5 protein-coding genes and 1 pseudogene are annotated in these 4,850 nt (G+C 48.7%); 4 read left to right on the plus strand and 2 right to left on the minus strand.

Features of this window, described 5'->3' with window-relative positions; genetic code table 11:
• From ACI4N7_RS04615 to ACI4N7_RS04630, 4 genes and pseudogenes are all read left to right on the plus strand, one after another.
• Positions 1–494, plus strand: a pseudogene (locus ACI4N7_RS04615) (DNA polymerase III subunit gamma/tau); the annotation flags it as partial.
• A gap of 95 nt (positions 495–589) precedes the next feature.
• Entirely contained in the window at positions 590–916 is a 327-nt protein-coding gene (locus ACI4N7_RS04620; RefSeq protein ID WP_439732193.1) for a YbaB/EbfC family nucleoid-associated protein, read from the plus strand.
• Complete coding sequence (gene recR, locus ACI4N7_RS04625) at positions 916–1,506, plus strand: recombination mediator RecR (protein ID WP_439732194.1); 591 nt, start codon at positions 916–918, stop codon at positions 1,504–1,506. The genes ACI4N7_RS04620 and recR overlap by 1 nt, the downstream gene beginning before the upstream one ends.
• Before the next feature lie 5 nt (positions 1,507–1,511).
• Positions 1,512–1,763, plus strand: a complete 252-nt coding sequence (locus ACI4N7_RS04630) for an ABC transporter permease (protein ID WP_439732195.1) — start codon at positions 1,512–1,514, stop codon at positions 1,761–1,763.
• Between the two features lie 90 nt (positions 1,764–1,853).
• Here ACI4N7_RS04630 and ACI4N7_RS04635 read toward each other — a convergent pair whose 3' ends face one another.
• Both ACI4N7_RS04635 and ACI4N7_RS04640 read right to left on the minus strand, forming a co-directional pair.
• Positions 1,854–3,746, minus strand: coding sequence for an ABC-F family ATP-binding cassette domain-containing protein (locus tag ACI4N7_RS04635; protein ID WP_439732196.1), 1,893 nt, complete (start codon positions 3,744–3,746; stop codon positions 1,854–1,856).
• 213 nt (positions 3,747–3,959) lie between these two features.
• The coding region (locus tag ACI4N7_RS04640; protein WP_439732197.1) for a type II secretion system protein GspD at positions 3,960–4,850 on the minus strand (891 nt) is incomplete at its 5' end.

Genomic DNA, 4,850 nt, shown 5'->3' on the forward strand with positions numbered 1-4,850 from the left:
CTCCTGCTGCCGCGCCTTCTGCGCCCAAGCCGGATGCCACACTGATTGATCCGGCCGGTTATCCCGCTCTCTGGCAGAAGGTGCTCAGCTATTTCATGGCGATCCGGAGAATTGATGTATTTACCTGCCTGCGAAAGAGCACACTTATTTACTGCACCCATGCAAGAGCTATCGTTTCTGCTCCCCAGCAGTTCCTGGTAGCAGCAGGCAACAACAAATCCTATCAGAAGGTGGCTGCGGAAGCTTTTGCCAAGATTACCGGATTCCCCATACAGCTGCACACCGTGCTTAAAGGCGGTGAGGAAGAGGCAGCCGCTTTTGCCCTGCTCCAGTCTTCCCGTCAGGCAGCACCGGTTTCTGCAGCTGCACCGGCCAATGAATACCACCTGGTTTCCAAAGACCGCATTCCGGAAAGAGACAGGCAGGATCCATCCTTAAATGAAGCCTTGAAAATAATGACGGACTGTGATATATATGAAAAGACTGAATCATGATATACGGAACTGCTGAACTTGTACAATGCACTTCCGCAAAGATACGGTTGATTCAAAAATTTCCTATTCCCATATAACCTGAAGGAGGAACCATTATGTTCGGAAATAAAGCACAGATGCAGAATATGCTGAAAAAAGCAAGAAAAATGCAGGAAGAACTGCAGAAAAAGCAGGAAGAGCTGAAGAAGCAGACGGTGGATGTATCCGTAGGCGGCGGTGCTGTTTCTCTTACCATGAACGGTGAAAAACAGATCGTAGCTCTTAAAATTTCCAAGGATGCCATTGATCCGGAAGATCCGGAAATGCTGGAAGACCTGATCACCACCGCTGTCAATGAAGCAGGAAAGAAAGCCGACGATATGGTACAGAAGAGCATGAGCCAGGTCACCGGAGGCCTGGGCCTTCCCGGCGGCATGTTCTAATGAATAAAGAACTGGAAGAGGTGGCCCTGCAGTTCAGAAAGCTTCCCGGCATCGGCGTCAAAAGTGCACGGCGTCTTGCCTACTACATGCTGGAGCGTCCACAGGAGGAAGTAGACACCTTTCTGGACACTATAAAAAATGCCAGAAGCAAAGTCTGCTACTGCTCTACCTGCTGCAATCTTGCCACATCCGATCCCTGTGAAATCTGCAGTGATGACCGGCGGGACCACTCCACCATCTGTGTAGTGGAGCAGCCTCAGGATGTCACCGCCATGGAGCAGAGCCAGGAATACCACGGTGTGTACCACGTCCTTCACGGTGTCCTCTCCCCCCTGGACGGCATAGGTCCGGAGCAGCTGAAAATCAAGGAGCTGCTGAAGCGGCTGGAAAGCAGCGAGGTGAAGGAAGTCATCATTGCCACAGATCCTGACACGGAAGGAGAGGCTACCGCCTATTATCTGTCCCGTCTCATCAAACCGGCAGGCATCAAAGTGACCCGTATCGGCCGGGGCATTCCTGCCGGCGGTGCCGTAGGCTATACTGACGGCATCACTCTGGCGGGCGCCGTGGAAAACAGAAAGGAAATCTGAATATTATGCTCGAGTCCTTAGGCGCACTTGGCGGTTATGGAATTACAAGCGTTATTGTCATTATCATCGCCTTTTTCCTTTTCGCCAGGTTTGTAAAAAAAATTATCGGAAATATCATTATGGGCGGACTTCTCTTCTGGCTGCTGAATGCCATAGGGATTACCCATATGACGCTGACCACCATGCACGGCATTGTGGTTGCCCTCTTCGGCGTTCCCGGTACTATCGTGCTGGCCCTGCTGAATCTGGTAGGATAAAATCATAGTAAAAGCCCCTGAAAAATGATTTCATTTTTCAGGGGCTTTTTTATGACCGGAAATTTTCCCGCTGCATTCTCTGCGTCAGGTTCAGGAATCCGTCTTTTCCGCCAGCTCATCCCATTTTTCATAGAGCTTATCCAGCTTCTTTCTGGCATCTTCATATTCTTTGGCCAGCTCTTCATAGTTTTCCGGATTCATTCCCATCTGCACCGTATACATTTTTACCGTTGCTTCCAGGCGGCCGATTTCCATTTCCACATGATTCAGCTTGGAAACATCTGCCGGCGAGGATTCTGTCCTGGCCTGATGCTCCTTCTCTACCGGTGCCTGCTTTTCCGTTTCAGCAGTGTCTTCCTCTTCGGCTTCTCCGTTTCTGTCTTTTTCAAATTCTTCCAGATCTTTCTTCTTTTCCCTGTAGTAGCTGTAATTTCCGAGGTATTCCGTCAATTTTCCCTGATCCAGTTCAAGGATCCGATCAGCCACTTTATCCAGGAAATAACGGTCATGGGATACCACAAGGCAGGTGCCGCCAAAGGCCTGAATCGCATCTTCCATAATTTCCCTGGTAGGAATATCCAGATGGTTCGTCGGTTCATCCAGAATCAGAAAATTCGGTTTTTCCAGGAAAAGGCAGAGGAGCGACAGTCTGGCCTTTTCGCCGCCGGAAAGCATGCCTACCGTTTTGAAAACATCATCGCCCCGGAAAAGGAACATGCCCAGCACATTTCTGGCTTCCTTCTCTCCAAAATTAAATGTATCCCGGATTTCATCCAGCACTGTAAGCTTTGGATGGAGGCGCTCCTGTTCCTGGGAATAGTATCCCATTTTCACATTGTTCCCCATCTGGATAAATCCTGCATCCGGTTTCTTTTCTCCTGTAATCAGCTTCAGCAGGGTCGTCTTGCCTGCGCCGTTAGGTCCGATAAGCCCTACGGTCTCACCTTTTTTAACATGGATCGTCAAATTCTTAAAAAGAACATGCTTCCCATAGGATCCTTCTACCCGGAGTATGTCCAGTACCTTGTCCGCGCATTCCTGGGGCGGATCAAAATGGAACCGGAGCACTGCCTGATGCACCGGTTTTTCCAGCCTTACAAGGCGGTTCAGCTGAGACTGACGCCCTCTGGCCTGCTTTGATTTGATGCCTGCCTTATAGCGGCGGATGTATTCTTCTGTTTCCTTAATATGTTCCTGCTGCTTGTCGTATGCCTTCAGATAGGCCTTGTCCTGATTTTCCTTTGTTTCCATATACCGGGTATATCCGCCGCGGAAGGAACGGATATGATGATTTTCCAGATCAATGATTCCCGTGGCTGCTGCATCCAGGAAATAGCGGTCATGGGAAATCATGAGAATGCCCCCTCTGTAGGAGCGGAGATATTCTTCAAGCCATTCCAGCATCCCCATGTCCAGATGGTTTGTCGGTTCATCCAGAAGAAGAAAATCCGGATGACGCACAAAAGCAGCGGCCAGATTGATTCTGACTTTCTGTCCGCCGGAGAAGGAATGGATATCTCGGTCCCAATCAGAATCAGAAAAGCCAAGGCCCATCAAAATTTTACGGGTAGTGGATTCATAATCATAGCCGCCCAGGAACTCAAACCGTTCTTCTGCTCTGCCGTAATCAAGCACCAGCTTTTCATCATTCTTGTGATTCTCCAGTTCCCTGGCCAGATGCTCCATTTTATCCTTATAATAAAGTACATCTTTCCAGGCCTCTTCCATTTCTTCCCGGATGGTATGGCTGGTATAGTTAAAATCCTGCCTAAGATAGCCGATAATGGCGCCATCACTGGCTTTGACCGCGCCCTTGTCCGCTTCCTCTGTTCCCATGATGCATTTTAAAAGCGTAGTCTTGCCGGCGCCATTGGCACCTACCAGGCCGATTCTTTCTCCGCTTCTTATATCAAAAGAAACATTTTCAAAAACGGTTTTGATTCCAAAGGATTTTGATAATCCGCTGATTCTTAAAATTGCCATTTCTTTCTCACTGTTATATACAAAAAGGTGCAAAGGGCAGCAGCTGCTTCTCTGCAGGGCTGAAATCCGCCTTGCCCTTTATTTAAAAAATCCTGTCTGCTGTCATGCAAAAGGCCAAAATCAATTAATTAAATAGAAAATAACGCCGGAAACTTTAAATAAATGTAATATGCCGCCTGCATGTAAGCCTGTCATGAAAGCGGAACCTGCAGGTCATTTTACAATATCCGCTTTTATAATAATTACCACTTCCGATTCATCGGTGGTAGTGCTGCGGCTCTGGAAAAGCTTTCCAAGAATAGGAATATCACCTAAAATAGGAACCTTTCTCATGGTTTTCGCCTGTTCCTTGTCAATCAGTCCTCCAATGGTAAGCATATCTCCTGATTTGAGACGCACCATGGTATTGGCCGAACGGGTAATAATCCGATAGGCCTTCATTTCAGGTACCAGGTAGGGCGTAGATACCTCTGCATGCACATCGGCAGTGATTTCATCCTTATGACTGATCACGGGAGTATAGGTCAGTTTGATGCCTGCATCCTTATATTCGGTGGCCGTAGTCTTGACACCATTTTCCATATGTTCCACAATCACCGGAATTCGGCTGCCGATCAGGATTTCCGCTTTTCTGCCATTCATGGTAACCACATTGGGGCGCGCCAGCACCTTGGCCTTGCCTTCTGTCACCAATGCATTGAGCCTGGCCTGAAAGAAAAAGGTATAGGGATGGCCCGTCAGAGAACGGCCATAGGAAATTCCGGCATACCCGTCGGGAATGGTCACATCCCATCCATTCCTTTCTATGTTCCTGATTCTGGGATTTCCATCGCTGTCATACAGCACATTGCCGCTGTCGTCCGTCACGTAGCGCTGTTCACTCCAGCTGTCCCGTTCATAAGAAGCGCTTCCTGTCAGGCTTTTAAAATCCCAGTCGATGCCAAGCTCCTTGGCATAGCTCTTGTTAACTGCTACGACTTCCGCCTCTACCTTGACCTGCTTTTCCGGCACATCCAGAACTCTGACCAGATTTTCCGCCTGCATCAGTTCCCTGGGCGTGCCGCTCACAATGACTGCATTGGCCGAAGGACTGACTGCCACTTT

It is taken from the genome of Dialister sp. (genome assembly GCF_051885895.1).
Taxonomy (GTDB): Bacteria; Bacillota; Negativicutes; order Veillonellales; family Dialisteraceae; genus Dialister.